Origin of the sequence: Exiguobacterium sp. USCH10, from assembly GCF_037619445.1 — a bacterium.
GTDB lineage: Bacteria > Bacillota > Bacilli > Exiguobacteriales > Exiguobacteriaceae > Exiguobacterium > Exiguobacterium aestuarii_A.
On the sequence record NZ_JAQPZO010000007.1, the window covers coordinates 69,639 to 96,487 of the forward strand.

At 47.5% G+C, this 26,849-nt stretch carries 35 protein-coding genes and 1 pseudogene; 12 read left to right on the top strand and 24 right to left on the bottom strand.

Annotation, left to right across the window (positions count from 1 at the left end; genetic code table 11):
• Window positions 1-138 precede the first annotated feature (138 nt).
• Both PQI28_RS11335 and PQI28_RS11340 read left to right on the top strand, forming a co-directional pair.
• Window positions 139-1,344 (top strand): MFS transporter, encoded by a 1,206-nt coding sequence (locus PQI28_RS11335; RefSeq protein WP_337874746.1) that lies wholly within the window; start codon window positions 139-141, stop codon window positions 1,342-1,344.
• Window positions 1,345-1,363: 19 nt separating this feature from the next.
• Entirely contained in the window at window positions 1,364-1,795 is a 432-nt protein-coding gene (locus PQI28_RS11340) for a MarR family winged helix-turn-helix transcriptional regulator (protein WP_337874747.1), read from the top strand.
• Window positions 1,796-1,829: 34 nt separating this feature from the next.
• Here the strand turns inward: PQI28_RS11340 and PQI28_RS11345 are convergent, their stop codons facing one another.
• The 7 genes and pseudogenes from PQI28_RS11345 to PQI28_RS11375 all read right to left on the bottom strand — a co-directional run bounded on the left by PQI28_RS11345 (window position 1,830) and on the right by PQI28_RS11375 (window position 7,014).
• Window positions 1,830-2,291, bottom strand: coding sequence for a heme-binding protein (locus PQI28_RS11345; RefSeq protein ID WP_339963353.1), 462 nt, complete (start codon window positions 2,289-2,291; stop codon window positions 1,830-1,832).
• Window positions 2,291-3,466: an MFS transporter gene (locus PQI28_RS11350; RefSeq protein ID WP_339963354.1), complete on the bottom strand. Its 1,176-nt coding sequence runs from the start codon at window positions 3,464-3,466 to the stop codon at window positions 2,291-2,293. Before PQI28_RS11350 ends, PQI28_RS11345 begins: the two co-directional genes overlap by 1 nt.
• A 17-nt stretch (window positions 3,467-3,483) precedes the next feature.
• Window positions 3,484-4,221, bottom strand: a complete 738-nt coding sequence (locus PQI28_RS11355) for an IclR family transcriptional regulator (RefSeq protein WP_339963355.1) — start codon at window positions 4,219-4,221, stop codon at window positions 3,484-3,486.
• A 111-nt stretch (window positions 4,222-4,332) separates the two neighbouring features.
• Window positions 4,333-5,394, bottom strand: a pseudogene (locus tag PQI28_RS11360) (flavin monoamine oxidase family protein); the annotation flags it as partial.
• Window positions 5,395-5,736: 342 nt separating this feature from the next.
• Complete coding sequence (locus PQI28_RS11365; RefSeq protein WP_339963356.1) at window positions 5,737-6,480, bottom strand: nucleotidyltransferase domain-containing protein; 744 nt, start codon at window positions 6,478-6,480, stop codon at window positions 5,737-5,739.
• Window positions 6,477-6,788: a hypothetical protein gene (locus PQI28_RS11370; RefSeq protein ID WP_339963357.1), complete on the bottom strand. Its 312-nt coding sequence runs from the start codon at window positions 6,786-6,788 to the stop codon at window positions 6,477-6,479. The genes PQI28_RS11365 and PQI28_RS11370 overlap by 4 nt, the downstream gene beginning before the upstream one ends.
• Window positions 6,742-7,014 carry a DUF3841 domain-containing protein gene (locus PQI28_RS11375; RefSeq protein WP_339963358.1) on the bottom strand — a complete coding sequence of 91 codons (273 nt, stop codon included), beginning with the start codon at window positions 7,012-7,014 and terminating at the stop codon, window positions 6,742-6,744. The genes PQI28_RS11370 and PQI28_RS11375 overlap by 47 nt, the downstream gene beginning before the upstream one ends.
• A gap of 127 nt (window positions 7,015-7,141) precedes the next feature.
• Here PQI28_RS11375 and PQI28_RS11380 point away from each other — a divergent pair, with 127 nt between their 5' ends.
• Window positions 7,142-7,366 (top strand): hypothetical protein, encoded by a 225-nt coding sequence (locus PQI28_RS11380; RefSeq protein ID WP_339963359.1) that lies wholly within the window; start codon window positions 7,142-7,144, stop codon window positions 7,364-7,366.
• A 6-nt stretch (window positions 7,367-7,372) separates the two neighbouring features.
• Here the strand turns inward: PQI28_RS11380 and PQI28_RS11385 are convergent, their stop codons facing one another.
• The gene (locus PQI28_RS11385) at window positions 7,373-8,035 is read right to left on the bottom strand and encodes a DUF3841 domain-containing protein (RefSeq protein WP_339963360.1); all 663 of its coding nucleotides are present in this window, start codon (window positions 8,033-8,035) and stop codon (window positions 7,373-7,375) included.
• Window positions 8,036-8,122: 87 nt separating this feature from the next.
• The gene (locus PQI28_RS11390) at window positions 8,123-8,545 is read right to left on the bottom strand and encodes an Lrp/AsnC family transcriptional regulator (protein ID WP_337874755.1); all 423 of its coding nucleotides are present in this window, start codon (window positions 8,543-8,545) and stop codon (window positions 8,123-8,125) included.
• A gap of 145 nt (window positions 8,546-8,690) precedes the next feature.
• Between PQI28_RS11390 and PQI28_RS11395 the strand changes: the two genes are divergently transcribed.
• Complete coding sequence (locus tag PQI28_RS11395) at window positions 8,691-9,272, top strand: cysteine hydrolase family protein (protein WP_337874756.1); 582 nt, start codon at window positions 8,691-8,693, stop codon at window positions 9,270-9,272.
• Between the two features lie 19 nt (window positions 9,273-9,291).
• On the opposite strand, the gene PQI28_RS11400 is transcribed toward PQI28_RS11395, so the two are convergent.
• Together PQI28_RS11400 and PQI28_RS11405 are read right to left on the bottom strand one after the other, a co-directional pair.
• A complete protein-coding gene (locus PQI28_RS11400) occupies window positions 9,292-10,485 on the bottom strand; it encodes an MFS transporter (RefSeq protein WP_224863523.1) in 1,194 nt (397 codons plus the stop codon).
• A 131-nt stretch (window positions 10,486-10,616) separates the two neighbouring features.
• Window positions 10,617-11,084 (bottom strand): hypothetical protein, encoded by a 468-nt coding sequence (locus PQI28_RS11405; protein ID WP_224863521.1) that lies wholly within the window; start codon window positions 11,082-11,084, stop codon window positions 10,617-10,619.
• Between the two features lie 79 nt (window positions 11,085-11,163).
• Between PQI28_RS11405 and PQI28_RS11410 the strand changes: the two genes are divergently transcribed.
• Window positions 11,164-11,607 (top strand): DUF4279 domain-containing protein, encoded by a 444-nt coding sequence (locus PQI28_RS11410; protein ID WP_224863519.1) that lies wholly within the window; start codon window positions 11,164-11,166, stop codon window positions 11,605-11,607.
• A 4-nt stretch (window positions 11,608-11,611) separates the two neighbouring features.
• Here the strand turns inward: PQI28_RS11410 and PQI28_RS11415 are convergent, their stop codons facing one another.
• Together PQI28_RS11415 and PQI28_RS11420 are read right to left on the bottom strand one after the other, a co-directional pair.
• The gene (locus tag PQI28_RS11415) at window positions 11,612-11,809 is read right to left on the bottom strand and encodes a hypothetical protein (RefSeq protein ID WP_224863517.1); all 198 of its coding nucleotides are present in this window, start codon (window positions 11,807-11,809) and stop codon (window positions 11,612-11,614) included.
• Window positions 11,806-12,126 carry a nucleotide pyrophosphohydrolase gene (locus PQI28_RS11420; protein WP_224863515.1) on the bottom strand — a complete coding sequence of 107 codons (321 nt, stop codon included), beginning with the start codon at window positions 12,124-12,126 and terminating at the stop codon, window positions 11,806-11,808. The genes PQI28_RS11415 and PQI28_RS11420 overlap by 4 nt, the downstream gene beginning before the upstream one ends.
• A 150-nt stretch (window positions 12,127-12,276) precedes the next feature.
• Here PQI28_RS11420 and PQI28_RS11425 point away from each other — a divergent pair, with 150 nt between their 5' ends.
• From PQI28_RS11425 to PQI28_RS11435, 3 genes are all read left to right on the top strand, one after another.
• Window positions 12,277-13,257: a LytTR family transcriptional regulator DNA-binding domain-containing protein gene (locus tag PQI28_RS11425; protein WP_339963363.1), complete on the top strand. Its 981-nt coding sequence runs from the start codon at window positions 12,277-12,279 to the stop codon at window positions 13,255-13,257.
• 130 nt (window positions 13,258-13,387) lie between these two features.
• Window positions 13,388-14,236 (top strand): ABC transporter ATP-binding protein, encoded by an 849-nt coding sequence (locus PQI28_RS11430; protein WP_224863509.1) that lies wholly within the window; start codon window positions 13,388-13,390, stop codon window positions 14,234-14,236.
• The gene (locus PQI28_RS11435; protein ID WP_074034793.1) at window positions 14,233-14,940 is read left to right on the top strand and encodes an ABC transporter permease; all 708 of its coding nucleotides are present in this window, start codon (window positions 14,233-14,235) and stop codon (window positions 14,938-14,940) included. The genes PQI28_RS11430 and PQI28_RS11435 overlap by 4 nt, the downstream gene beginning before the upstream one ends.
• A 42-nt stretch (window positions 14,941-14,982) precedes the next feature.
• Here the strand turns inward: PQI28_RS11435 and PQI28_RS11440 are convergent, their stop codons facing one another.
• From PQI28_RS11440 to groES, 7 genes are all read right to left on the bottom strand, one after another.
• Window positions 14,983-15,504: a VOC family protein gene (locus PQI28_RS11440; RefSeq protein WP_339963365.1), complete on the bottom strand. Its 522-nt coding sequence runs from the start codon at window positions 15,502-15,504 to the stop codon at window positions 14,983-14,985.
• On the bottom strand, window positions 15,488-16,456 hold the full coding sequence (locus PQI28_RS11445; protein WP_339963366.1) for a Gfo/Idh/MocA family protein: 969 nt from the start codon (window positions 16,454-16,456) through the stop codon (window positions 15,488-15,490). Before PQI28_RS11445 ends, PQI28_RS11440 begins: the two co-directional genes overlap by 17 nt.
• Window positions 16,453-17,142, bottom strand: coding sequence for a ribose 5-phosphate isomerase A (gene rpiA, locus PQI28_RS11450; protein WP_339963367.1), 690 nt, complete (start codon window positions 17,140-17,142; stop codon window positions 16,453-16,455). Before rpiA ends, PQI28_RS11445 begins: the two co-directional genes overlap by 4 nt.
• Window positions 17,143-17,146: 4 nt before the next feature.
• On the bottom strand, window positions 17,147-18,094 hold the full coding sequence (locus PQI28_RS11455; RefSeq protein WP_339963368.1) for a sugar-binding transcriptional regulator: 948 nt from the start codon (window positions 18,092-18,094) through the stop codon (window positions 17,147-17,149).
• Between the two features lie 506 nt (window positions 18,095-18,600).
• The gene (locus PQI28_RS11460) at window positions 18,601-19,170 is read right to left on the bottom strand and encodes a YdeI/OmpD-associated family protein (RefSeq protein WP_339963369.1); all 570 of its coding nucleotides are present in this window, start codon (window positions 19,168-19,170) and stop codon (window positions 18,601-18,603) included.
• Between the two features lie 130 nt (window positions 19,171-19,300).
• The gene (gene groL, locus PQI28_RS11465; protein ID WP_214697033.1) at window positions 19,301-20,935 is read right to left on the bottom strand and encodes a chaperonin GroEL; all 1,635 of its coding nucleotides are present in this window, start codon (window positions 20,933-20,935) and stop codon (window positions 19,301-19,303) included.
• A gap of 39 nt (window positions 20,936-20,974) precedes the next feature.
• Window positions 20,975-21,259 (bottom strand): co-chaperone GroES, encoded by a 285-nt coding sequence (groES, locus tag PQI28_RS11470; RefSeq protein ID WP_074032569.1) that lies wholly within the window; start codon window positions 21,257-21,259, stop codon window positions 20,975-20,977.
• Window positions 21,260-21,472: 213 nt separating this feature from the next.
• On the opposite strand from groES, the gene PQI28_RS11475 reads away from it, so the two are divergent.
• Together PQI28_RS11475 and PQI28_RS11480 are read left to right on the top strand one after the other, a co-directional pair.
• Window positions 21,473-22,168, top strand: coding sequence for a CPBP family intramembrane glutamic endopeptidase (locus PQI28_RS11475; RefSeq protein WP_224863481.1), 696 nt, complete (start codon window positions 21,473-21,475; stop codon window positions 22,166-22,168).
• Window positions 22,169-22,184: 16 nt separating this feature from the next.
• A complete protein-coding gene (locus PQI28_RS11480; protein WP_015880600.1) occupies window positions 22,185-22,394 on the top strand; it encodes a YdiK family protein in 210 nt (69 codons plus the stop codon).
• Between the two features lie 14 nt (window positions 22,395-22,408).
• Here the strand turns inward: PQI28_RS11480 and PQI28_RS11485 are convergent, their stop codons facing one another.
• Both PQI28_RS11485 and PQI28_RS11490 read right to left on the bottom strand, forming a co-directional pair.
• A complete protein-coding gene (locus PQI28_RS11485) occupies window positions 22,409-22,810 on the bottom strand; it encodes a hypothetical protein (RefSeq protein WP_339963370.1) in 402 nt (133 codons plus the stop codon).
• An 11-nt stretch (window positions 22,811-22,821) separates the two neighbouring features.
• Window positions 22,822-24,447 carry an ABC transporter substrate-binding protein gene (locus PQI28_RS11490; protein WP_339963371.1) on the bottom strand — a complete coding sequence of 542 codons (1,626 nt, stop codon included), beginning with the start codon at window positions 24,445-24,447 and terminating at the stop codon, window positions 22,822-22,824.
• Window positions 24,448-24,547: 100 nt separating this feature from the next.
• On the opposite strand from PQI28_RS11490, the gene PQI28_RS11495 reads away from it, so the two are divergent.
• Window positions 24,548-25,783, top strand: coding sequence for an MDR family MFS transporter (locus PQI28_RS11495; RefSeq protein WP_339963373.1), 1,236 nt, complete (start codon window positions 24,548-24,550; stop codon window positions 25,781-25,783).
• A gap of 36 nt (window positions 25,784-25,819) precedes the next feature.
• Here PQI28_RS11495 and PQI28_RS11500 read toward each other — a convergent pair whose 3' ends face one another.
• Window positions 25,820-26,218: a hypothetical protein gene (locus PQI28_RS11500; protein WP_224863473.1), complete on the bottom strand. Its 399-nt coding sequence runs from the start codon at window positions 26,216-26,218 to the stop codon at window positions 25,820-25,822.
• The gene (locus tag PQI28_RS11505) at window positions 26,215-26,373 is read right to left on the bottom strand and encodes a hypothetical protein (protein ID WP_015880595.1); all 159 of its coding nucleotides are present in this window, start codon (window positions 26,371-26,373) and stop codon (window positions 26,215-26,217) included. The genes PQI28_RS11500 and PQI28_RS11505 overlap by 4 nt, the downstream gene beginning before the upstream one ends.
• A gap of 104 nt (window positions 26,374-26,477) precedes the next feature.
• Between PQI28_RS11505 and PQI28_RS11510 the strand changes: the two genes are divergently transcribed.
• Window positions 26,478-26,813, top strand: a complete 336-nt coding sequence (locus tag PQI28_RS11510) for a TM2 domain-containing protein (RefSeq protein ID WP_214697039.1) — start codon at window positions 26,478-26,480, stop codon at window positions 26,811-26,813.
• The last annotated feature ends 36 nt before the right edge of the window (window positions 26,814-26,849 follow it).

Consider the following 26,849-nt stretch of genomic DNA (forward strand, 5'->3'; position numbering starts at 1 on the left):
TACGGGATGAGCATGAGAAAAGTTCCGTTATTTTACATTTTCGTACCAAAGTCATGTTTCTTGACGATACGATTGTCTCGGCTTATAGTTTAGTTAACTTAACTATATGTTAAAGAATGAAAGTAAGAGGTTATCAACATGAGTTTATTAAGCAATTCCCGATTTGTGTTTACCTGGTTATCCGGGATGACGCTCACGCTCGGGTTTTCAATTTTCTTCTTGAGCGTCTCGTGGTTAACCATTGATGTGTTGAAACAACCGACGCTACTCGGAATCATTTTGACCGCGGTTTCGTTACCTCGCGTGATCATGATGGTGTTCGGCGGTGTGTTCGCCGACCGGTTCCAAAAGAGTCGCTTGTTATGTTTAACGAATATCGGGCAAGGCGTGTTGATGTTACTTGTCGTCTCGCTTCATTTTGCTGACGCCTATTCGGTGGCAGCACTCTTGGTCATCTCCATATTGTTTGGTCTTTTAGACGGCATGTCTTACCCCGCACTATCATCACTCATGCCTTCAATCGTATCAGGTCAACAGTTGCAACGCGCGAACTCCCTCTTCCAAGGGTCGCTCGAGTTGATGTTCGTCATCGGTCCTTTCCTTGCAGGGATCCTACTCACGTGGGGAAGTTTTGGTCTCAGTTTCGGAACAGCGGCTGCCTTGATCTTCCTCTCTGCGATTTTGATCATGCCTCGGCTGATTCAAGATCACATTCCCGAGGTCGCTCCGCTCTCCCCAAAAGATGTGCTCGTTGATTTGAAAGAAGGCATTCGTTACGTATCGAAGACGCCTGTTTTACGAAGTGGAACGTTCGCGATCGCCATCGTGAACTTGTTCGTCATGGGACCGCTCATTATGAGTATCCCGATTCTCGTCGGTGCGGTCGGAGGGATGGCTTTTGATTTAAGTATCATCGAAGGCGGACTCGCCGTTGGAACGTTCGTCGCAAGTTTCCTGATTCTATTATTGCGGTCCGTTCATCGTGGACGTTTCGTCTTCCGAGCACTATTCCTGACGCTCGGTGCATTCTTCCTCTACACGCAGGTTCAATCGATTCCACTGCTTGCCGTCGCGGCTTCCATGAGCGGATTTATGATCATGCTCGTGTACTTGCCGACCGTCACCATCATGCAGGAACAAAGCGACTCTGACAAAATTGGACGCGTCATGAGTATCATGTCACTCGCCGCCTCGGGCCTTGAACCGATTGCGTTCGCCATCTTATCGGTTCTTGTCGCCTTGTCCGTCCCGATTCAAACGCTCTTATTGGCGTTTGGTATAATCGGACTAGTGTGTGGTGTTCTCTTGTATCTACGGAGCGAAACGTTCCGACGGACACCGTAAAGAAAGGATGAATGACACGTTGAATGAAACACGAAAACAACAAGTCCTCACGATGTACCGCCAAATCGATGAGCTGGACTTGCTGTTCACGAAATATTTTACGGAATTGAACGAGTTCGAGTTGAGTTATCAACAAGAACAGATGTTGCTTCTCTTCAAGCGCCAAGAGACGTGGACGACGACAGAGATTGCGACGAAGATGTCCATCTCCAAAAGTGCCGTCAGTCAGGTGATTAAAGTGCTCGAGCAACGCGACTTCGTCGTTCGCGAAAAAAATCCTGAGAACCTTCGGGAAAGTTTCATCCGGCTCGGTTCGAACGGCCTGGCGTACTCGAAACAAATCGATGCGATTGAAGAGCGCCTCGCTGAAGAGATGTTCTCCGTCCTCGAGGATGACGAGATGAAGATGATCAACCGCTCGCTCGCGTTGATGATTCAAAAGTTCAAATGAAGAAAGGGATTTCCACATCGGAAATCCCTTTCTTTTAGTTCATCTTATTTTTATATCGCTCAAGTCCTCTAACCGCATACTCATGATCGAGCTCTGGTGTTAAGCCTGCGACTGTCACCGTACCAATCATCCCGGCACCGTTCACGCGGATCGGTAGCGTTCCTCCGATGGCCTGATAGTCGTTCGCTGGTAACAGTGAATTTGTATCGTGTGAAAGACCCGACTCCTCAAAACGTTTCGCGATGAAGTGCGAGCTACGTTGATAGTGGTCCGTCACCCGTTTCTTCCGGAACAACCACATGTAATTCTCTTCTGTCGTTCCTTCCATCAAATGCGTGAAGACCGGGATACGGTTCTTTTCAATATGAACGGCGACGTTCACCCCGTCCTCTTTCGCCAAGTCGATGATTGTCTGACCGAGTTGAAGGGCCTCTTCATGACCGAACGTCGAAAGTGTCAATTGTTCCTCTTGTGCTTGAAGTTGTGTTGTATTCATCATAATCTCTCCTTTTGTTTGTTGTAACTGACCATCGCAATAAGTGACGCGAGTAACGCCATCCCTGCTCCGACAAAGGCGGTATTCAATACGTCTGAGACGGCGAGGACGACACTACCGAGCGTCGAACCGAGTGCGATCCCAATATTGAATGCCGAAATGTTTAATGCCGATGCCATTCCTTTCGCCGACGGGACGTATCGTTCCGCGAGCTGCACGATGTGTGTCTGTACACCGGCTGACATCATGAACGCTACGAGTCCGAGAAGTGAAATGGCGACAAGCGCCAAGAATTTCTCCGGTAATAGGACGTATTGCAGCGCTAAAATGACTGCTTGAGCAAGAAAGACGAAACGTAAGCCTTTGAGCCGCTCCTTGTCTGCGATTCGTCCTCCGATGATATTCCCGATAGCGACAAACACGCCGTATAGTAATAGAATCCACGTGATGCTCGAGCTCGCATATCCACTTACACCCGATAAGATCGGTGCCATATACGTGAACAGGACGAACGTCGCCCCGAACCCGAGGATTGTCATCGTGAGTGCTCCTAATATATGAGGATTCTTCACGAGCGCTCCAATATCACGAAGGGTTGTCTTTTCTTCGGTCTGCTGTTTGTCTTGTTGCACGGATGTGAGAATCGCAAGCAACCCAATCACACCGAGCGCAGCGACGACACCGAACGTGGTGCGCCAACCGAATGACTGACCGACCCAAGTCCCGAGCGGAACGCCTAAAATCGTTGCGACCGTGAGACCTGTGAACATGATGGAGACGGCAGTCCCTTGCTTCGTGGGTGGAACGATTCGTGTCGCCACAATCGTCGCCATGGCGAAGAATAATCCGTGTGCGACAGCAGTCACGACACGAGACACCATCAACCATTCATAGGTTGGTGCGATGACCCCAAGGGCATTCCCAATCGTGAACACGACCATTAACCAAACAAGCAAGCGTTTTTTGTTCATCCCGCTGAAGACGACCGCTAAAATCGGTGTCCCGATGGCCAACGCGAGTGCGTAACCGGAGACGAGACTTCCAGCCGTCGTCAACGAGATGGCTAAATCATCCGCGACCGTCTCGAGCAGACCGACGATGACAAACTCGGTCGTCCCGATGGCGAAGGCACTGATGGCCAACGCGAACAAGGCGCGGTACATCTGTTTCGTCATAATGAATTCCTCCTGAATTATTGAATGAAGGAGGTGATGGCTTGACTATACTGCTGAAGGACTTTACTGAGCTGACGGTCACGCTTTTTCGTCAACCGTGAACTTGGACCTGAGATGGCGAGTGACGCAATGACATGACCGTCACGCATAATCGGGACCGCGATACAACGTAGTCCGATTTCGGCTTCTTCATCATCGACTGCGTACCCTTGTTCATGAATGGCACGAAGATGATAGGTCAACAACTGACGATCGACGAACGTGTGCGCCGTCTTTTGAACGAGTTCGAGTTCCGTCATGACACGCTGTAACGACGACTCGTCCAAGAAAGCGAGAATCGCTTTTCCGAGCGCGCTTTGATGCGCCGGCGAACGTTCTCCGACTTCCGTGTGACTTCGAATCGAATGCGTTCCGTCCACGACCTGTGTATTGACGACGTTTGTGCCATGCAAGATGGCGACATATACCGTTTCACCTGTTTCTTCACTCAACTGTTGGAGCGGTGGCACGGTATACCAGTTCGTCACCGTATCAATCGGTGCTTCGACCGATTCGAGCTTGTCACCAAGGCGATAGCCGTCTTCCGTCTTCTCCACATAGTTCAACTGCTCGAGCGTATACAGGAGACGGAACGTCGTCGTCTTGTTATAGCCGGATGCTCGCATCAGCTCGGTCAATGTCATCGATTCATTCACCCGAATCAAATCAATCAAATGTAGTCCTTTTTGCAGTGTGGTCACCATGTATGCTTCCATGTTGAATCACCTCATGTCGCTTATCATAAGCAGAATGTATTGTTACTTCAAAGATACCCAAAAAAGTTTCGATATATGAAACAAGCCTGTCACACACGGTGACAGACTTGATTAATCTTCTATGTTGAATTGTTTTACAATCCGCTCTGCCGACCGTAATGCCCCTTCGATATGTCCACCGAACTGTGCATCCATCTCCGAACCGATCAAATGGAGATGGTCACCGAGTTCGATTGGACCGTAAGCCGGGAATGCCGTGAGCGGCATGAGGTCGTCAGAAGTTGCTGTCTCTGATTCTGTCGACCAGTCCATATAGTGAAATCGCAAGAAGTCATTCGCTTTCGGACCGTATAACTTCTCCAGTTGCTCAATGACACGTGTCTTCACTTGTCCTTCTCCCAACGCTTTACGTTCATCCGGTGACAGACGGAAGAATCCGAATAGCGCGCCTTGACCATCAATCTGCGAGGCGTCATGAATCTCTTGGAGCGGACCGACCCAACTCATCCCAAAGCCAGACAGACCCTCTTCTCGCCAGAACGGTGTCTCGTATACGATGAGTGTCTTCGCTTGGGACGCCATCCACGTCGGAGTCGTTTTGAGCGCATTCCGTGTCGATTCTGATAATTTAGGTTCGATTGTCAACTTGGCGACAAGGCGTGGAGGAAGTGCGAGAATCACTTCATCCGTGTGATGCACCGCCCCATTTTGGAACGTCAATTGGACTCGGTCTGCCTGTCGGTCGATGGATGTGAGGCGATGCCCAATCCGTACGATGTCCTCGGGTAACTTTGCGTATAATGCTTCCACTAAACTCGTCATCCCGCCGACTACACGTTTCGATCGGACGATGCTTTCCTCCGGCAACACATGTCGTTCCGGGGCAGTCGTCGTCTGGCGTTCGAGCACCATTTGTCCTGTCGTATGTTGAAGGAAAGACTCGAGTCCGAGTGTATCCACGAGTTCCGAGATGGTCTTCTCCGTATCCGGCCAATACCATGTCGGTCCTAGGTCATAGCCATCCTTCGTGAAGATGCGTCCACCAACTCGGTCACGTGCCTCAAAGACTGTGACGTCATATCCTTTTTGATGAAGCTCACTTGCGGCATATAGCCCGCTGACACCAGCTCCGATGATGGCAATTGATTTCATTGTAAATTCTCCTTTGTCGTCCGTCTCTCCTCGATTATACTGAGTTAGATGATTGGATCTGTTCTAGAAAGGACGACATCAATTGAAAAATATGTTCTATTATCTCTACTTCCCGTATATCGTATTGATGCGCATCCTGTACCGATTTATTCGGACAGAGAATGGGATGACTTGGGCACTATGTCTCGTTTCACACTCTATATGGTTTCCATTTTTATTCGATTTCATTCAATGGCCGATTTTAGTCGAGTCTGTTATCGTTCTTTACGTAATGAGCGCTCTATACACGCCCCAACTCTACTTTGAGACGGACGTAAAGCGAAGACGACCAAACAGATATATCCCAATCGAGGAGCGACATCGTTAAGTCCAATCCACATCATTCAAGTAATCAACAAGCTGTTGATTGGCAATCTCGTTCTGCATCAATAGCTTCTCACCTTTTTCTATCCTTTGATCACCTGGATAGTAAAGTCTCAAAATTTTCAAGCATTCGTCTACAGTCGTCGCAAAACTCTTGTCCTTCACGTTGATGGTCAAATACCAACCTCGAATGACACGCTTCACGATGGAGCGCTTCTCCAGATGAGACATCTGTCCACGAAGTAATTTGGACTTAGCTGTTTCAATGGTGGAAACTAAATCCTGGTTCAACGCCTCACTCACACGATTGTCCGGCTTCATGAGTGGGAATTGAGTCGAAACATCTTCCCCGTAAACACACGTACAGAGATGTCTTAGCCAAAAGCCCCATTCAAAACGGTTCGCTGAATCCAGTGCCACATCCAGACGACCGATATCGTAGTCGATTTTGATGACTTCCGGATGTTCCGTTAGTAATTGCTCCGTCTGTTCCACCAATGCCGTCGCATCGACATCCTCATGCACGAGTATCGTCAAATCGAGATCCGATTCACCAGCAACAGCCGTCCCGCGACCGATGCTTCCATAAAGGTATATGCTATGTAGCTGTTCATCGAATGCTTCTTTCACCAATTCGATTGCTTTAAAGAGCACCACTTCAAACTCAGGTTGCACGTGATGGATGGATGTTTGGTTAATGACGTAACCTGCTTCGTCCGTTCCAAGTCGAGTCGGCTTGATCATGACACACCTTGTTCAATGAACGATTGGACCTCAAGCACTTGGTGAAGATGAATCTGGTCGACGATATAGTAATACTTCGTATTCGTTTCGGGATATTCCTCAACGATCGCTTCACACCATTCGCGGTCGAACATCTTCTCCCACGATGCACGAAGCTCTTCCTCGCTCTCTGCCTCACGGTCTTCAAAAGAGAGGAACCATCGATTTAAGGCGAACACCCAATACCCTGCTTCCAGTTCTAAAACGGCCTCATCAGGTAGCTCAACGGTCAATACGACACCCGGTTCCCCAACCTCTAAAAAAACCACCACGCGCGACATTTGGTGGGGTATCACTAAGCCAGACGGGATCATTCCCATTCAGTAATCGTTTCGTGCGTTGCCCATATTGGTCAGCCAGCCAATCGTAGGCAGATCGATGATTGGCATCTTCCTCATCTTTAAGCATGCCGTAGTTCGGGTCACCGAATAAAAAGCCATTCTTCTTAGCGGCTTCCCACGCACCTGCATGTTGATATGTATAATAGATTGCCATTCAATCGACTCCTTTCAAGTCTCTGTGCTCAGTATAACGAGAATATAGAATACAATGCCAGTGACAGTCTTTCAATCTGGATGTATTTGGAAGTATAATGAAGACGTAGAAAAGGAGGCATGTCTATATGAACATCATCATGGTTTCATTATTCGGACTCATCTTCACGATTTTGCCAATCGCCGTACTGATCATCGGTATGTTGTGGATTCGTAATGTCGTCGTACGTTCTGAGAAACGGGCAGACGAGCAACTCTTTATGGAACGTGAACGCTCGAAGCAGTTACAAGTATTGATTGAACGTCTCGACCACATCGAACAACAATTAGATTCGAACACAAAACGCAGCTGACTTAAGTTAGCTGCGTTTCGTATTATCATACTTCCATTCAAACGGTTTAGATCGAATGAGTCCGAGTTTGAATCCGATGCGCCATCCCATCCCTCTCACTCGGTCTAATAACCTGTCGCCTCGACCGATAAAAGGCATGACAGCTCGAACTTGAGTGAGATCGACACGATGAGTGACATGCTGATATGTCAAACCGACTGAAGGTTGATTCGCTACGGTCGACTCACACCACGCACGATCAAAAATGCGCTCCCATGATTTTCGGATTTCTTCTTTTGAAAAGTGAGAATCGTCATAATCAGCGTTCTCCTCATCATAACTTTCGAAAATATATCCATTATTCAAGACGATATGCCAGTATTGAAACTCTGATGCTAATACTGCTTCATCTGGAATCTCAACCGTCAAGACAATTCCTTTCGCACCTTGATCAATATGTCCATCCCTGCCTAAATCGGGAAACTCGTCCCAACACCAAATGGGATAGTTCCCATTCATCAAAATGTCGGTACGCTTCTCGTATTGCTCGACCATCCAGTCATAATATATTTTAAAATCATCATAGTCAGGATCCATAAACAATGCGTGTTCCCCGCTCGCTTCAAGATATCCCCTCTTTAAAGCCTGGTGCCACGCTGCTTCATGCTGGTATGTATAATAAATTCCCAATGCCTTTTTCACCCTTCCATCGTTCGTCTCCAGCTAGTTTATAAAATTTACGCAGAAGCACTACGACAAAAAAAGAACCCGGTCATATTATGTGATTGGTCTGAATGATACGGGTGAAGATAGATTAATCAGGGACGAGGGACGACCATACTCCATTGATTCGTCGATGAACGACTCTAACGTGCGCACGTTTTCCGTCACGACTTTGACAAGGTAGCTATATTGTCCGGCTAAACGATGACATTCAATCACGGACGGCTGTTGACGACAAAATTCACGAAACGCCTCGCACCGATGTGTGTCGTAAAGAATGAAGGCAGTCACGTGTTTGTCTATCTTTTCGGGATTGATGACGGCCCGATAGCCTGTAATGACTCCGCGTTCTTCAAGTCGCTTTACCCGTTCGGTCGTAGCGGGCGTGGATAATCCAATCTGTCGTCCTAATTCGGTCATCGAGATTCGGGCTTGTTGTTGCATCAATTCAAGAATATGGCGGTCTATTTCATCCATTTGTCATTCACCTTTCAAAAATAAAGTGAAACGGTACATAATCCGTTCTTTCTTAAGTCATTCGCTGAAACTTCCGTCAAACCTCTATGTATCTGTATTCCTCCGTTGCATACACTTGAAGTATCTAATTCAAGGGGGAATATCTATGCCAACACCAGTCGTTCCATTACTCATCATCGATGTCCAACAAGCCTTTCATGATCCAAGCTGGGGAAACCGCAACAATCTACAATGTGAAGAGAATATCGCAAGGTTGATCGAGACATGGGAAGAACAGGACCAACCGATCTTCTATGTCCAACATGTCACACAAGTACCGACTTCACTCTTCTATTTCAAAAAAGACGGTCATTTGTTCCAAGACTTCATTCAACCTCGTGAACAAGATGTCATCCTGACAAAACAGGTGAACAGTGCCTTCATCGGAACGGATTTACAAGAGCGACTCGAAGCACTTGGTGCGACACAGATTGTCATCACCGGATTGATCACGAACCATTGTGTTGAAACGACAGCTCGAATGGCGGGCAACCTAGGATTTAATCCAATCGTTGTGTCGGATGCGACGGCAACGTTCGACCGTCAATCAATCAGCGGGACATGGATCTCTGCAGAGGTCATCCATGACGTGTCGCTCGCGAGTCTGAATGAAGAATTTGCATCGATTCAAACGACGGAAACGATGCTCCAATTCATTCAACAAAAAGAAGTACAGCCCTTCTCATGAAGGCTGTACTTCTTTGATGTCATCCTGCTTGATCTCGAAGGGCAGCATGAGATGTGAGAAAAGAACTTTTCTTAAAATATACACTTGAAACGAGTAACGTCAACGCTCCAATCAGATACAGGAGATTGGGATTGATCCAGTCCGCAAACATTCCTCCAAACAAATAGCCGAATGGGGCCAACATTCCTTGAAGCGCATAAACGACCGTCAACGTTCGTCCTAGGTATTCAGATTGAATTTGACGTTGAAGAAGTGTCTGAAACTGAATGCCCATCATACCGATTGCAATCCAAGCTATCCCAAAACTGGTCAACGTCACGCCAACGTTTCGATTCAACCAAATTGCAGATACACACCAAGCAAACCCTCCAATTCCTGTCGCCAAAACGAAAGTCCAACGCAATGAGCGACCACCGTAACGGGTAGACAGACCGCTCCCAAGTAACGTTCCTACGGAAATCGCCGCAAGCCATAAGCCATACATGTTCTCAGTCGTAGCGAGTATCGGGAGTACACCAAGTGAGATCGACACCATAAAGTTAAGGCATGTGAATGCAACAATCAATGTCCGAAACGTACCGAGTTTCCAAACATATCGAAACCCAACTTTCAAATCAGTCATATAAGTCACATCGTCTGATTCACGAGTCACCGTCTCACTGATTCGAAGGAAGAAACCGATGACCGCAAACAAAAAGAGATAAAGAACTGCGTTACTCGTAAACATGAGACCGATACCGATGATTGTCAGCAAGAATCCCGCAATCGCATTACACAACAAATCGAGACTATGGTGTGTGAACGTGAACCATGCGTTCACTCTCTGTAAGTCCGCTTCTCGTACAAGTTTTGGAACGAGTGCATATTCTGTCGGATAACTCAGCTCACTCGCTAGCGTTGCGAGGAACAATCCGGCGATGACAATTCCAACAGTTAACTCCCCCACTGCATATAAACTCGCTAAAATAATCAAAACCATCGCCTGGACCGCCATGGCAACGAGCAATAACTTCTTTTTTGAATAACGATCAATGAGTGGTCCATAAAGTACTTGGAATGCCACTGGTATCATTGCCGCAAACGTGGTGACACCTATCCAAACCGAGGCATCCGTCGTCTCTTTGACATACCAGACCGACGCCAAAAAATAAAAGCTATCCGCAAAGTTCGCGATGACACGCACTACTAATAAAACCAATATATTCCGATTCATCTTATCCGCTCCTCATTTGATTTGTCGATGTCATGACAGACAAATCAGAGGGCGGTCCACGTATGCAAGGTTATATATCGTTCAAGTAATGGTACATGGTCTACTCCTTTTCCAATATGTTTCGAGTGCTTTCAATCAAAATGACCAACTTTCCCCCGACTGTATAATCGATGGGTCACATGACTCGCATCGACTTTCTTCAATCTACGGTCAAGATTCGAGGATGCAACGATTCCAAATAAAACGAGACTACAAGACAATAGCAATCCAGAAGTGTACCCTTCTCGATACAAAATTATCATACTCATGAGTGTAAATAGTACAATCATTCCAAGACCTAAAGCACACTCATACCAGACGAGTCGTCGATATCGCACGCTTTCGTTAAATGTCAAAAGAACATTCGTCCGAAAGGCAATCTTGATACACGCCGTGACCGGAAATAAGACGATGAACCAAGTGATTTCGGCTAACCGCTGATGATCATTCCAGTAAAACAAGGCACCGCTCAAAGTAATCAAGAGTCCCACTTGAATTGCAAGTCGGGTCGAGCGTTTTCCAGATGCGTAAAGTTGAGAAAATCGCTCAGCACTATTCATCCAGAGGATCCCTCCTTCTGTGTATATCACCTTTACTGATACTATGGACATAATCATTAAGCATGAAAGAAGGAATGAAATGTTTACTACAAAATCAGAAGTAAATGTCTACTTCAAGCTTGTCGGTGATGATTTTTCGATTGATGAAGTGACAAGGCTACTGGATTTAACCCCAACCGAATTCTATAAATTGGGCGAGACACGGGAACCTTCTAAACGTCCATCTACCTTTACCGCATGGATGATTGGTACGGGTTATCAACCTTCATTTGACGTGAACGATCAGTTAAAACAAATTATTGAAACATTAAATGGGAAAGAACTAATATTAGACCAACTCTATCAAACATATGAAAATCTACAAGCCAAATTTGTCATCGTCATCGTGATTGAAGATGGACAGGCTCCAGCGCTAGTCATAGATACGGATACAATCCAGTTTGCTCACCGAATTCAAGCCGAGTTTGATATTGACTTGTATGCGAATCCTTACGAAGAAGATGACTTTTTTGATGAAACTTAACGCATCACTCTACATGAATTCGTTTCATCCGCTTCCAATGTATAAACGCATTCGCAAACCAAATGATTGTTAGTAGCGGAAACATGACGTTCATCCAGTTCGAACGTTCTATGTGGAATAAGGGAATCGCAAGAAAGAGAGCCAAACTCAATATGCCTGCTCCAAGATACATGACGAATAGTAATCGATGGTTCGACTTCATCGTGAATCTTCCGCACTCAAAATCGGATACTTCACTGCATTTTTCACAAGCTTGTCTTCAATTGCTTTCGAGACATCGATTCCAGCAGCGTGAGCGAACGTCAACGCGTAAATCAACACGTCAGCAAGCTCCTCTTCCATCTCCGTCTTTTTCGTCTCAAGCGCTTCTTCACTCGAGATCCACTGGAATACTTCAAGTAACTCACTCGCCTCGAGCGACAAGGAAAGTGCCAAGTCTTTCGGGTTATGGTGAAACGCCCAATCGCGCTCATCTCGGAACTTAATAACCTCGTCCATTAATCGTTGTACTTCGTTCATATTCTCCACGTCCTCATTCACATTTTGTATTCAATGTTTCGTTAAACTATATTCTACATTACCAAAAGATGTAATTCCAATGTGTGATTATCTTCCTCTTAAGCCCTTCTCTGTAAAATGTTATACTCCAACTAAAAAGGGAGGGATTCGGTGCTTACTTTCCAAAGCGTCTCGGTTCGTCAACAAGACACACTCATTCTCGAAAACATTTCATTTACGATCCAACCCGGTGAGTTGGCCGCCATTCATTGTGGCGTCATTTCTCGGGAAATCATCTTCGGTCTCATCAGTCAGGAGATCTCGACATACACCGGGAACATCGACCATGCTTCAACGTTTTCTCTCTTCTCTATCCGGGACGGCTTATACGACCGACTCACCGTTGAAGAATATTTATGCTTCACTAAGCGTCTTTATGACTCATCCGACTCGGTCGAATCGGTCATTGAGCGTCTCCAACTCACCACATATCGAAAGAAGCGTCTCCATCGTCTCAGTCGCTCCCTTGTCAGACGCACGCAGTATGCTGCGATGCTTCTCCAGGACCGTGACCTGTATGTGTTTGAAGAACCGGATCAAGACGTAGATCAAGAGACACGTCACCTTTTACGCGATACGCTACAGACATTGACGTCGAGACAAAAAGCCGTCCTCATGTTGACGAGTAACATGGAAAGTGCGCTCTTCATGACATCGACGGTTTATCGGATCGACCATCGTCACTTACGCCTGTTAGACGTGGAACCAGAAGAAACGGATGAGACAGAAATCTCATCTGAGGTCATCCACGTCCGTTTCGAAAAGATCCCGACGAAGGTGAACGAAAAAATCATCTTACTTGACCCTCCTGAAATCGACTTCATCGAAAGCCAGGACGGCCAATCGATTTTACATAGTCAATCGGATCAGTTCCCGAGCGTCTTCACGATGAACGAACTCGAGACGCGTTTGACCCCGTACGGTTTCTTCCGCTGCCATCGGTCATATCTCGTGAACTTACAACGTGTCCGCGAAGTCATCACCTATACGAAAAACAGCTTCAGTCTCGTCTTGGATGATTCAGAGAAGACAACGATTCCGTTATCTAAGACAAAAATGGCGGAATTGAAGACGATGATGGGGCTCAAATAGTCTCCATTCATAGCTCATATCGCTTCATTCAACTCCTGATAAGCGCTATTTGTCGCCATTTGAATGCGATCCCCTTTTATTCCTTATACGATAGAGACAAGAAAGATGATATCGACAAGGAGGAACCGGAATGGAACCAATCATTCAAGTGAACGGATTGAAGAAATTGTTTGGAAACGAGGAAGCGTTACATGATGTGACGTTTACGGTAGGAAAAGGGGAAGTGTTCGGCTTCTTGGGACCGAGTGGTTCTGGAAAGACGACGACGATTAAAATTCTGACGTCACAGCTCGCACAGACATCTGGAGATGCAACTGTCTTCGGTGTGCCGGTCGCTGACTTGAAACAAGAACAGTACCGCAAACGCATCGGCGTGTTGACAGATAACAGTGGTCTATACACACGACTTTCGATTGAGGAAAATCTCAGTTTATATTGCGATCTATATGATGAACCGAAGACCCGGATTGATGAAGTATTGAACATGGTCAATCTCAGCGGGGAACGAAAGAAGCGCATCGACAAACTCTCTAGAGGAATGTTGCAACGGGTGACGCTCGCACGCGCCCTTCTTCATGAGCCAGAGCTCCTGTTTCTAGATGAACCGACATCGGCTCTCGACCCGGTCAATTCTCGACACATCTATAAAGGGATTGAACGGTTGAAGGCAAACGGGACGACCATCTTTTTAACGACACACGATATGCAGGAAGCTGAAGAGCTGTGTGACCGTGTCGCTTTTTTACATCAAGGGTCGATTCAATTACTCGATGCTCCGAACGTATTGCGCAGGAAATATGCGACTGGATCGATGCGAGTCGAATTGAACAACGGCCAGACGCATGAAGTGACACAAACTGACGAAGGCGCAGACTGGCTTCATAAACAGATGCGCGCTAAAAATATCGCGTCAATCCACTCCAATGAGCCGACACTCGGCGACATCTTTATCGAAGTGACAGGGAGGAAATTATCATGACTTTTTCAATGAAACGTGCACTCGCCATTTTCCAAAAAGACTATAAAGATTTGTCTCGAAACTTGTTTGTCTCGTCGACCTTGATCATGCCCCTCTTCTTCGCTGTCTTCTATTCGCGAATCGGTGACGGTGGCGTCGATATCACGTACTTCGTCATCAACATCACGTTCAGCCTCGTGGCCATCTTCGTACAGTGTGCGTTGATCGCCGAAGAGAAAGAGAAGAACACGCTTCGCGGGCTCATGTTGTCCCCGGCGAGCACGCTCGACATCTTGCTCGGAAAGAGCGCTCTCACATTCGTGACGACGATGATCCTCATCGTAGCCTCGTCATTTTTGATGGATTACGCCCCGCAAAATCTGGCTGTGATTGCCCTCGCGCTCATCGTCTCGACGTTCTTTTATATCGGAATCGGAACGATGTTCGGCTTGATGACGAAGACGGTCATGGAAGCTTCATTGATTGTCATGTTGCCGTTCTTTTTCTTCTCGTTCTCACCGATGTTGTTGCCACTACAAGACCGTTTCGCCATCATCGGATTGCTCGAATATTTACCGAACGTGCTCTTGATTGATGTGGCTCATCAAGTGGAAGACGGTGCGAACTTCGGTACCGTCGGGCTAGAGCTTGGGTTGCTCACTGCGTGGGCGCTTGCCGCATTCGTCGGTAGCGTCGTGATGTATAACCGGAAACAGACGGATTGAAAAAAGAATCGCCTGAGAACGGGCGATTCTTTTCGTATACACTCATTTATGTTCCGCTGGTGTCCAACGCTCCTGTTCACTCGACGCAGGGTAATCAATTCCATCCGGATAGGCAATCAGCTCGATGAGTGACCCCCACGGTGCCTTCCCGTATACGCCTTGGTTATCCCCATTGTCTTCGACATCGGCTAACGGGTGTGGTTTCGATAACAACTGTCCACCCGCACGTTCAAAGCGCTGAACCGCCTCTTGCATATCATCCACATAGATTGCGAAATGATGTAAACCGTACGATGAGATTCCTGTCGGTTCGGTTTCATTTACTCGTGCGACTTGAAACAACTCGATAGACGGTCCTGATTTGATTTGAAGCAGCCGCATATGGATGATTTGTTGTCCGTCTGGTAAGTCCAGTTGCTGCTCCGCTTCTTTCCCTTCCATCGGCTCATCTTCTGGACGTTGCACGTCGTAGCAAATCTCAGCGTGGAACGCATCTTTCAAAAAAGTAGTTGCCTCCTCAATAGAAGGCACTGTCATGCCGATGTGATCAATTCCTCTGTTCATGATGAGTCCCCTTCCATTGTTGACGGATCCGATCCATCCACGTCATGACATCCCGTGAATAAAGTCGCGTCTCGTCAGCTTCACCAGAAATGACACGATGCATCGCGTCGATTTCATAGCGTAATGCCTGCTCCGTCTCCCCAAGCTGAACGGTCTCAACCGATCCATCTTTCGTGTACGTGATGGTCGCCTCCGTTGCACGAGGAAACGAATTGACGGTAATGTACCCGTCTTCTCCAGCGACTACTCCTTGTTTCGGTAACTTTGTGCGCATCGCAAGGGTAATGTTCACTATTTGATCAGAATCCGTACGAAGGATCGTACTTGATTGTTCATCGACCCCGGTCTTGTATGGCTTCATTGTCGTCAACACTTCCACCACTTCTTCGTCTAAGAAATTTCGAGCGAACGATAAGGCGTATGTTCCGATATCGAGCATCGCACCCCCAGCCAATTCCGGATTGAAGAATCGGTTAGACGGATCATCTTCTTTATAACTGCCGAACGTCACATGAATCATATTGACTCGTCCGATTGCACCTTCCTGAACACGCCGTCTCAACTCTTCAAAGAGCGGCATATGATAAATCGTCATTGCTTCGAGCACAATCACCCCTTGATCATCAGCCAGACGCTTAATATTCTCCAGCTCTTCACTGTTTAGTGTGATGGCTTTTTCGCAAAGGACATGTTTTCCATGTGCGATGGCTTGTTCCATCATCGAATAATGGAGGTGATGAGGTGTCGCCACGTAGACGATGTCGATGTCAGGTGAAGACAACATCTCATCTAACGTTTGGTACACATATCTCACACCATATTCTTGCGCGAATTGTTCGGCTTTTTCTACATCTCGTCCCCATACCCCGTAGGCAATACCATCTGATTGTGCGAGTGCTTGAGCGAATTCTGTAGCAATCGCACCTGGTCCAATGATTCCCCATCGCTTCATTTCACTTCCCCCGTTTCCGTTGAATAGACGACTGTATCGTGATGCGATGCGACGATGATGTGCGTGACGACATCTGTGAATAAGGACGTATCAACCACGCCACGTACTTGAGATAACTGGTGGTGCACCTCAATCGGATCTTCAGACGGGTGGACGATCACATCGAGTAATCGGTTTCCGTTCACGGTCACCAAGGCCCCGTCACTATTCAAACTTTGACGAACTTGTAGAGATGTCACCCAAGGGTACTCTTGAATTTTCTGACTCACATAAGTGAATGCTTGTGGAAGAACTTCTAAGACAACCGGATGATCAAACGTCAATCGTTCAACAAATTTAGAATCATCCACTATTAATACATATCGCTTCGCCATGGTTGCAATAAGTTTTTCTTCCGTATGAATCCCGCCTCCACTCTTCAAGGCGTGGTGTCGTGTATCAACTTGGTCACATCCGTCAAAGGCAAGGTCGATCAGCGAGACATCCCCCGTCTCGACAACCCGAAGCCCTTTTTCCAGACAAGCGCGTCGTGTGACAAAAGAAGGTGTCACGATTGTCACGTCCAGTTCATTCGCATGAATCATATTGATGAGGTGTTGAATCGTACTGCCACCCCCAAGACCGATTGTCATCCCCGATTCAATCCAAGGGAGCGCGGCTTCCGCACACTTCTCTTTTACATCCATCTGTTCATTCCCCCTGTAACAGTTGTTGGGCCGTGCGATCAGTTGTCACGATGACATCAATCAACCGATGCTCGGCGGCGACTCGAATCGCCTCTACTTTCTCACTTCCATAGGCAACCCCGATTTTAAGTGGCACCTTTGCGAGTTGTTGATGCTCAATATGGACTGTTCGATCCGATAACGAAGTGGTCACGGTCTCTCCATTTTGATTATAGAAGTGCGAGCAAAGATCTCCGATGATTTGGAGTTCGTTCATTTCCTTGGTAAACGTTTGACCATAGAAGGCCAACCAGTTGGATTCCTGGTTCAGTTGGGCCGAACCGATTCCAAAGAGGGCGATGTTCATCCGTCCCCACAGCTCCACGACTTCCTGAGCATGTGTTGACTGCGTCAATGCTTGTTTGATGGCGGCATTCGGTAAAATAGCAGGAACATCGATTAATTTAGAACGTCCACGCCATTTTCGTGAGGCGTCATACGCTAACGTGTTCGCATGGAAACGACTTTCGAGTTTTCCGTCCGGTCCACCGATGAGTGGCACACATTGGATACTTGAATACTCCTCTTTTGGTGTGAGTTCCTCCACAACGGCAGCGAGTGCTGTCCCCCAAGAAAAGCCGATCACATCGTCATCGGTCACCATCGACTCGACGTATGTCGCGCACGCTTCTCCCATACGTTGTAACGTCTCTTCACGTTGTCCTGATTTTTCAGGTACAAGGATGACATGTTTTAGACCAAACCGCTTTTTCAGTTGGGCTGCCACGTCAATTGATTGAAAGCGATCATAATCGATTTGAAACTTCACAATTCCTAATTCTCGAATGCGTTTTAACATGCGACTAACCGTGGCCCGATTGACATCGAGTGTCTCTGCAATCTGGTGTTGTGTTTGATTCTGTTCGTAATACAAGTGCGCTACTTCGTAAAGCCTTTTCAGTTCTTCTGACATTCAGTCACACCCCTTTGCACAAATGTACAACTAAATGAACATTTGTGCAAATTAGGATATATTTGATTTAAAAAAACACAAAAACGCGTCATGATTGCTGTCGTGACGCGGGTCTCGAATTCAAACGATTTATGGAAAAGGATTATTCTCATCGTTTAGTCGGATTCGAAATAAAAGAAATGGAACAAACAGAAGACTCAAATAGCCTAATGTAAACAGACGTTGCGTTTCCCCTGAAATGTATTGCGTGTGCCCACAGTTTGGACACGCTTTTCCATCTTTTGAAAATCCGAGTGACCATACCTCTTTCACTTTCCACTTATACTGACAATTCGTGAAACGTGGTGCCATCGAAATATCCCCTCTCTTACTCATTACGAACAAGGGGAGGAAAGTTTCGATTTTCAACATTTTCATATTCCTTGGGTATATACATCATGGAGATTGACGATTTTGGCTCATTCGCGCAATGAGTTGGACCAATTAATATCCTCAATCTAAATAACTCATTCACGAAGCAAACGTCCATCGTCATTCCATTGTCCATACATTTCATTTGCTCTCGTCTTCTCGATCAATTTATTGAGACGTTTCGTATACAACTCACGGTCTTGACGAACGCTTTGAATCGTATCAATTCGAATACGGCGATATAGTTCGGGAAAAGTCATGAAGTTCGCATACACCTGAGAATCTTCCTGTAATCGTAATATGATTTCTGAATCAACGACAAACGACGTAACGCGCATATCAGGAAGAACGCTTAATCCTTGTTCTTGCATAAGTCCGAGTCTTATCAAACGTCTTACCCTCTCTTTATTTAGCTCCGTCCAATTACTCTTTTGTCTTCTGGGTGAAAAACGTTGGGCGAATTCTCCCTCTGCTGTCTTCTTAGCAATCCCATCAATCCATCCGAAGCACAACGCCTCTTCAACAGCATCGAGATAGAGTAGTCCATTCCCACTATTTTTACGACTGAGAATCACCCAACAATAGGGTGTATCGTCTGCATGTTCATGTAGCCATTCTCGGAATTCACTTCGCTGTTCGAAGCGTAAGACTTTGTCGATTTCCATGACGCTCGTCCTCTCTCCTGTTTTCTTCATTATCCTATCTGTACGAAAAAATAGAAAACTCTATCTAAGCAACACAAAAAAACCACCCACCAGCTTTCGCTGATGAATGGTTCCTGTGAAGGCGTATGACTTACATCATACCGCCCATTCCACCCATGCCGCCCATGTCAGGCATTGCAGGAGCGTCTTTTTCTGGCTTGTCTGCGATGACGGCCTCTGTTGTGAGGAACATCGCTGAGACAGATGCTGCGTTTTGGAGTGCTGAACGCGTCACTTTCGCTGGATCGACGATACCATGTGCGATCATGTCGACGTATTCGCCAGTTGCCGCGTTGTACCCGACACCGACTGACTCGTTCTTGAGTTTCTCGACGATGACCGAACCTTCTTCACCCGCGTTTTCCGCGATTTGACGGACCGGTGCTTCGAGAGCACGAAGGACGAGTTTGACACCTGTCGCTTCATCCGCTGTCACTTCTGCAAGGAGCGCACGAACAGCTGGGATGACGTTGATGAGTGATGTACCACCACCCGCCACGATTCCTTCTTCAACGGCTGCACGTGTCGCATTGAGTGCGTCTTCGATGCGGAGTTTACGTTCTTTGAGCTCTGTCTCCGTAGCTGCACCGACTTTCACGACGGCTACGCCACCTGCGAGTTTCGCGAGACGCTCTTGGAGTTTTTCACGATCGAAGTCAGACGTTGTCTCTTCGATTTGGTTACGGATTGTTTGAACGCGTGCTTTGATTGTTTCTTCGTTCCCTGCACCTTCGACGACAGTCGTTGTGTCTTTTGTGACGACGACTTTCGATGCGCGACCGAGCATGTCAAGTGATGCTGATTTAAGATCGAGACCGAGGTCTTCTGTGATGACTTGACCACCTGTGAGTGTCGCAAGGTCTTCAAGCATCGCTTTACGACGGTCACCGAATCCTGGTGCTTTGACGGCTACCGCGTTGAACGTACCACGGAGTTTGTTCAAGACGAGTGTCGCGAGGGCATCGCCTTCGATATCTTCTGCGACAATCAAGATCGGCTTCCCTTGTTGCACGACTTGCTCGAGCACCGGGATGATCTCTTGAATGTTCGAGATTTTCTTGTCTGTGATCAAGATGTACGGGTTGTCGAGTGACGCTTCCATCTTGTCAGAGTCTGAGATCATGTATGGTGACAAGTATCCACGGTCGAACTGCATCCCTTCGACGACGTCGAGTTCTGTCGTGAAGCCGCGTGATTCTTCGATTGTGATGACACCGTCGTTCCCGACGCGCTCCATCGCTTCTGCGATCAATTCGCCTACTTCTTCGTCCGCTGCCGAGATGGCTGCAACTTGTGCGATCGCTTCTTTTGACTCGATTGGTTTTGAAATCAATTTCAATTCTTCGAGTGCACGACGAACCGCTTTGTCGATTCCTTTACGAAGGATCATCGGGTTTGCGCCCGCTGTGACGTTCTTGAGCCCTTCACGAATCATCGCTTGTGCGAGGACTGTCGCTGTTGTCGTACCGTCCCCTGCGACTTCGTTCGTCTTCGACGCGACTTCAGCAACGAGTTTCGCGCCCATGTTTTCGAAGCGGTCTTCGAGTTCGATTTCTTTCGCGATTGTCACGCCATCGTTCGTGATGAGTGGTGAACCAAATTTCTTCTCGAGGACGACGTTACGTCCTTTTGGTCCAATCGTTACTTTGACTGCGTCAGCGAGTGCGTCGACGCCGCGAAGCATCGCGTGACGTGCATCTTCTGAGAATTTGATATCTTTTGCCATCGTTCATTTCCCCCTAAAAAAGTTTTTGAATAATGGTGCTTAGCCTACGATTGCGAGAATGTCGCTCTCGCGAACGATTAAGTACTCTTTTCCATCATGCTTCACTTCGGTACCTGCGTACTTCGAGTAGATGACCAAATCATTTTCTTTCACGTCGAGAGCGATACGCTCGCCTTGGTCTGTCACACGGCCCGTTCCGACTGCGATGACTTTCCCTTGTTGCGGCTTTTCTTTCGCCGTATCAGGAAGCACGATGCCCCCGATCGTCTTTTCTTCTTTCTCCACGACTTCGATGATGACACGATCGCCTAGTGGTTTTAACATGGAAAAACCCTCCTCCGAATATGAATGATGTAATGTGTATCGTAAGGTTTTAGCACTCAGTTAAAAGGAGTGCTAACATTGATAAGTGTAGTATGCGACGATTAAAAAATCAAGTGGGGAACATCAAAAAATGCTCCTACTCGCGGTCAAGAGAACTTATTTGTTACAATGAGAAAAAGGTAGGTTCATTCTTATGATTAAGGACGTGTTGAATTGGCTACATTAAACTCAAACCAATCGATAAATACCCGTTTTTCGATGGCGCCTAACATTCGTCTCCGGCACCTCACCCCGATTTTACTATATGCGTTCGTCCAACTGTTTCCGCTCGCCATCCGTGAAGTGCGACCGGAATGGTTAACAGAAACGTTCGTCGGGCTCTGGCTCGCCATCGGATTCGGTGTGACGATTGTTCTGTCGATTTTACTCATCTGGCCGGACTTGAAACAATACAAGGCGCAAGGCATCCAGTCGAACTTGAACGACACGGTCAAATGGATCGGCCTCGGGATTTTGATGCAATATGGACTTGTCATCGTGGCGAACTTGATTGAGACGGCCATCTCTGGTGAACTGGTCGAGTCGATGAACACACAAAATATTGCCGAGATGGTGGAAGTCATTCCACTCATGATTTTGCCGGTCGTCTTGCTCGGACCGATTATCGAAGAGATTCTCTTCCGTCATATTTTGTTCGGAAACTTGAACGCTCGTTTCGGGTTCTGGATTGCTTTTGGGGTCAGTTCTATCCTATTCGCGCTCATCCACCAAGATAATCGGTTCCTCGTGTATATCGCGATGAGCTTCGCGTTCTCATACGCGTATGCGAAGACGAGACGATTAATCGTGCCAATCGCCATCCACGCGTTCAACAACGCGCTCGTGATGCTCGTACTATTTTTAATGTAGAAATGAGGTGGCAGTTATGCCGCGACAATTAAAAGTGATGATGCTCTTCAGTCTCTCGTTCGGTGTGTTGTTCACCGTCCTCGCGTACTTCTCGGTACAAGAGTATGGGTTCAGCTTCTGGACGTACTTCATCATCGCCGTCGCCGCTTACGACTTTTTCAAAGTGTATCAAATCTTGGCACTCGCCCGAAAAGTCAAAAAAGAAGGCACGGACAAATCCGCATAACGAAACCCCGAGTCTTACGAGCTCGGGGTTTTACTTATAGTTGTCACTTTCGATTGATCCTGTATTTCTTCTTGATAGACACTCCGAATGAGCAGTCCACGCAGACCAAACAACACACCTAATGCGACATAAATGGCATCAATCAGTAGGATTTGTGGTTCATCCAAGAAGAAATTGATGACCACGCCAATGACCAGCAAACCGTAAATCGTGATGTTCATGAGTGTAGCATCGACTTGTCTCATGATTCTCTTCGTCACCTTTTCCTCAAGCTTTTCAATCTCTTCGTGTCGATAACCATAAATCGCAAACCCTAGGCCAGTGATTGACAAGGCGACGAACTCACCATCCCATAGCGCGAACAAAAACAGTCCTACAAAAAAGATCATGAACCCAATGAGTAACTTCTTACGCACCATACCCCTCCTTACGATGGAATCCAAAGTTTTGCAAAATCAAAATAACCGAACAAGTCGACACAGACGTCCTTCAGTTCGACCGGGAACGGAATCGTCCGCTCCTCGTTATAGAGCGGGATGAAGTACGACTTCTCTTTCAACTCGCGCTCAATCTCTCGGTGCAACGACAACCAGTCCTCAAATGGCAAGTCGTCATACCGTTCGATTCGTTCCGCCAATCCCTCCATGTAAGGGATCACTTTATGTGGCGGCGAGTACTCGTTCGACATAAATTGTTCGAACCCGAGCGTGATATTCCGCTCGAACACTTCCCCATGAACGACCAAATCGACGTATTCATAATACGTTTTTTCGTGAATCGAATCTTTGAAGCTGATGGGCACAAACTCATAGGCAATCCCGTGACGTGTCAACATCTCCGCAATCCAGTCGGTCGTATCGTTCGTGTAGTCCGTCTGTTTGATTCGTATCGGACGATTGAACGTGACGGGTGCTCCTTCCGGAACATCATACGTCTCACTCAGCGAACCGAGAAAACCTCGGTCGTTCGGCGTTCTTCGCTCATTCAACGTCCCAATCTCCGGACGAATCTCCGCAATCAAGCGATGTATATAATGCCTCGCCTCTTCATTAGCGAACACACTATTCGGATGACTGTTTAAGATGACAAGCCCGAACCCGGACGGTGTCGAGATCAGTCCGGTCTCTTTGGAATCCCGCGACGAGATCCGATATGTCGGGTCATATCCGTCTGGCACTTTGATGAACTCGACCCGATCCAAGAGTGCTCGGACTCCAAAATAGTTCTCGAAAGCGAGAAGGACCGTCTTCTCCTTGTCGTGGCGATCCAATTGAAAGGGACCCGTCCCAACACTCCCTTTCGCGATGCTCGTATGAATCATCGACAGTTTCGGGATGTAGGAATTTCGGCGCCGGTCGAGCGTGACATCGACGCGATACGTGCCGTTCGATGCGATGTGCCGGACGTGCCGGTACATATAGCGATACACATCCGACTGAACGAGTGTGCGTAAACTCTTCGTCACGTCTTTACTCGTCATGAGCGACCCGTCATGAAAACGGACGCCTTTCCGAAGAAACAAGACGAGCGTACTTCCCTGCCATTCGTAATGATGGGCAAGCTCTCCTGTGACCTCTCCGGACGCATCAATCATGAAGAGACGATTGAATACGTTTTGGACGAGGTGGGCGCTATGGATGTCAGCCGCCTCAAGCGGATGTGTCGTTAAAAAGTGACGACGGCGCGGAATGATGAGCGCATCGCTCGATGTTTGGACGTAACCGAACTTCTTCTCAAGCTGGCGCATGAAACGCCCTGCCTGCGCAGGCGACCAGTCCCACTCCAACTGACTCGTCACCGCCTCGACCGACTCTTTCTCCATGCGTTCGAGTAGCTGTTTCGCCAAGTCGCGCTCCACGTGTCGCAGCCATTCAAGTCGCGTCAAATTCCCGCGACCGCGTCCGCTCGTATACGTGAGCCATCCTTCTTCTTGCCATCGTGCCAAATGGCGCTTCGTCTGCTTCGGGCTTAAATGGATGGCTTCCGCCATATCAGAAATCGTGTACGCCCCGTCCCGACACTCTTTCCACAATCGAAATAAATATGCATCCACGTCGCATCCCCCTTAAAAGTGGACATCATTTCCCCATATCGTCCATTTTTCATATCCGTTGTCTTGTTTATCATACAGGTACAGAATGGAAGGTGACAAGATGAAATGGAAAGATATACCTAAGCCAATTAAAGTACGACTCGTAACATCATTTTTTAACCGTTCGGTCTCATTCGCCATCATGCCGTTCATGGCACTTCTCTTTGTCAAAGCGTTCAATGAATGGATTGCAGGCGTCTTCTTAGTCTCACTCGTCTGTCTCGGATACGTCATCGGGTTGATCGGGGGATACCTCGCTGATAAATTCTCACGGAAGCGACTCCTCGTGTTGACGGCAAGCCTCACAGCATCCATGTTTCTCGTCATGACGCTCAGTCTCCAGTTCGACCAGATGATTATCTTCATGATTGCTTATACAATCTTCACGGTCACAAATAACCTCGGTCGGCCGGCGATGAGCGCGATCATCATCGATGCGACGACGCCGGAGAACCGAAAAGCCGTATACGCGCTCGATTACTGGTTGATCAACTTATCGATCACGATTGGGACGGCGCTCGGGGGCTGGCTCTATGTCAGCAATCAGCTGTTACTGTTTTGGATTTTGACGTTCACATCGAGCATGTTGCCGATTGCGTACGCCATCTTCCTCGAAGACACGAAACGGACGTGGACCTCACAAAAGCTCAAGCTCGTCTTCGTCGACGTGTTCCAAAGCTATCAAATCGCCTGGCGTGACCGCCCGTTCGTCAAAGTCGTCTTCGGCTCGATGTGTATTCTCGCTGCCGAGTTCTCCATGGGCAGTTACGTCGCCGTCCGACTCGCTGATTCATTTGAACCGCTCTCGTTCGAAGACTGGACAATCAATGGAGTACGGATGATGAGCTTGATCCAAATCGAGAACACGCTCATCGTCGTCGCGTTGACGTTCTTCATTCAACGTCTCGCCTCACGCTTCTCGAACAAGCACACGCTTCTCGGCGGGCTCGCGTTGTACACAATCGGCTACGCGGTCATCACGAGCGCGAATTCGATGATGCTCCTTCTCGGCTTCATGCTCATCGCCACGTTCGGGGAATTGTTGTACTCGCCTGTGTTGAACACGGAGAAGGCGAACATGATGCCAGAAGACCGACGTGGTGCGTACTCAGCATTTGCCGGGACGTCGTTCGCCGGTGCCGACTTCTTATCGCGCTCGACGATTTTGATCGGATCGCTTCTCACACCGTTCATGATGAGCGTCTATATCGGACTGTTGGTCAGCTTCGGCTGCTTCCTCGTCTATAGCGGCATCTATGTAAAAGAAAAGCTCGTCCTACGGCGAGCGGCTTCCTAAATCAAAACCATCCTTTCTCACGCGAAGGGATGGTTTTTAGTCGAGATGTTCTTGGTGCATCGCATAAATCAATGTCAACGCCCGGATACAAAAGATTGTCGAGAAGCCGTAGATGCTCAGCTCGAGCAATGAAATAGAAGGTTCTTGTAAACCGAGCGAGACGGCATAGCCTACGAAGCAAAGCAAGATGACGAGTGTGATTGTCCACTCGTTCGACCGCTGCTTCATCTTTTCGGCTAACGCCTTGTCTTCTTTCTCGACACGTTCCCGTTGCCAAAAGTAAAAGAACAAGGCATACATCGCAAATGAGATTCTCGGAACGTCACCTAAAAGTAAATCAAAGATGATGAGACCTAAAAATAGATATGTCCCCAACTGATAGCCACTCTGCATGTGAAGACGCGAACGAAGTGGTCCATTTGCCCTCCACTTCATAACCCGATCACAGCTACAGTCAACCCACCGTAGACGAATCCGAGTACGATGGCACTGATGGCCATTCGTTTATATTGTGGATACTGATACAGTGCAATCGCCCCACCGACGACGTGAACAAACGCGACGATGAACGTCAAAATCGGAAAAAGCATAGCAAACCTCTTTTCTTTTTAGGAAATCATGGAAACAAATCCATTTTCCGATATACTAGAGTCCGAACTTATTATAACAATTATGGATAGGGAGTTGAAATCCGATGAATGTGTCACGCATGGATTTGACGACGGAAGAAATGCAGCTCGTCAACAGCGAAGTCGAGAAGCGCAAGCGCAGCTTACTCGTCGCGTATTTACTTTGGTTTTTCCTCGGTGCACTCGGTGCACATCGCTTTTATTTCAAAAAGATTGGGTCAGGAATTGCGATGGTCCTCCTCGTCGTCTTGACGCTCGGTTTCGGTGCCATCATCACAGGAATCTGGGCACTCGTCGATGCGTTTCTCATGCCAGGTTGGCAACAGCGCGAAGTCGAACAAATCGAACGTGAGACGATCGAGCTACTGCAAACACGCTCTGACCGCTACACAGGATTCTAATCAAAAGACGATCGAGGCATTTCGCCCCGATCGTTT